Here is a 791-nt window from a genome sequence, read left to right on the forward strand (position 1 = left end):
GATCTAAGCACTCGCGGCGGATCGATCCGATCAACCGTTCGGCAACTCCATTCTGCCACGGCGAGGCCGGTGCAGTAGGCCTGTCGCGGATGCCCATGGCGCGCATTCGGCGCGTGACGACGCTGCCATAGATCCGGTCGTGATCCCGGATGAGGTAGCGCGGAGCCTCGTCCCAGGGAAATGCCTCCGTGATTTGACGTGCAACCCATTCGGCCGTCGGATGTGCTGTGACGTTGATCCAAACGAGGGCTCTGCGATCGAGCCGGACGATGACGAGAGCATAGAGCAGTTCGAAACCGATCGTTGGAACGACGAACAAGTCCATGGCGGCAATGTCCGGCGCGTGGCTGCGCAAGAACGTCCGCCATCCCTGGCTGGGCGGCCCGCGTTGCCTGACCATGTACTTAGCGATGCTCGACTGCGCGACCTCAAACCCGAGCTTCAGCAGTTCGCCGTGGATGCGCGGCGCGCCCCAAAGCGGATTTCGATGCTGATCCGCCGGATCAACACGCGCAGCTCGGTGTCGATCTGCGGTCGGCCGCCCGAAGATCGTGACTTCCAACGCCAGCAGCAGCGAGAACCGGTCCTGCGCCAACGCACGAGGGTCTCGGGCCGGACGATCGTGAGGACGGACGAGATTGATGGAAACCAACGATACAGCTGGACAAAGAACCAGCGATCATCGTTCGTGAGCCCGACGCGACCCTGCAGCCTCCGCCGCAAGACCATCAACTGATGTCGAAGCGCCGCGTTCTCAGCTTCAAGCTGCAACCTCGACCTGAACGGCGAGG

Annotated in this window: 1 protein-coding gene; it reads right to left on the minus strand. The window is 62.6% G+C overall.

What is annotated here, in order from left to right; all coding sequences use genetic code 11:
* Positions 1–595, minus strand: a 595-nt coding sequence (locus AC5ZG1_RS44075) for a transposase family protein (protein WP_496136525.1), incomplete at its 3' end; no start/stop codon positions are given.
* Positions 596–791 lie beyond the last annotated feature (196 nt).

The organism is Bradyrhizobium sp. Leo78 (assembly GCF_059512425.1).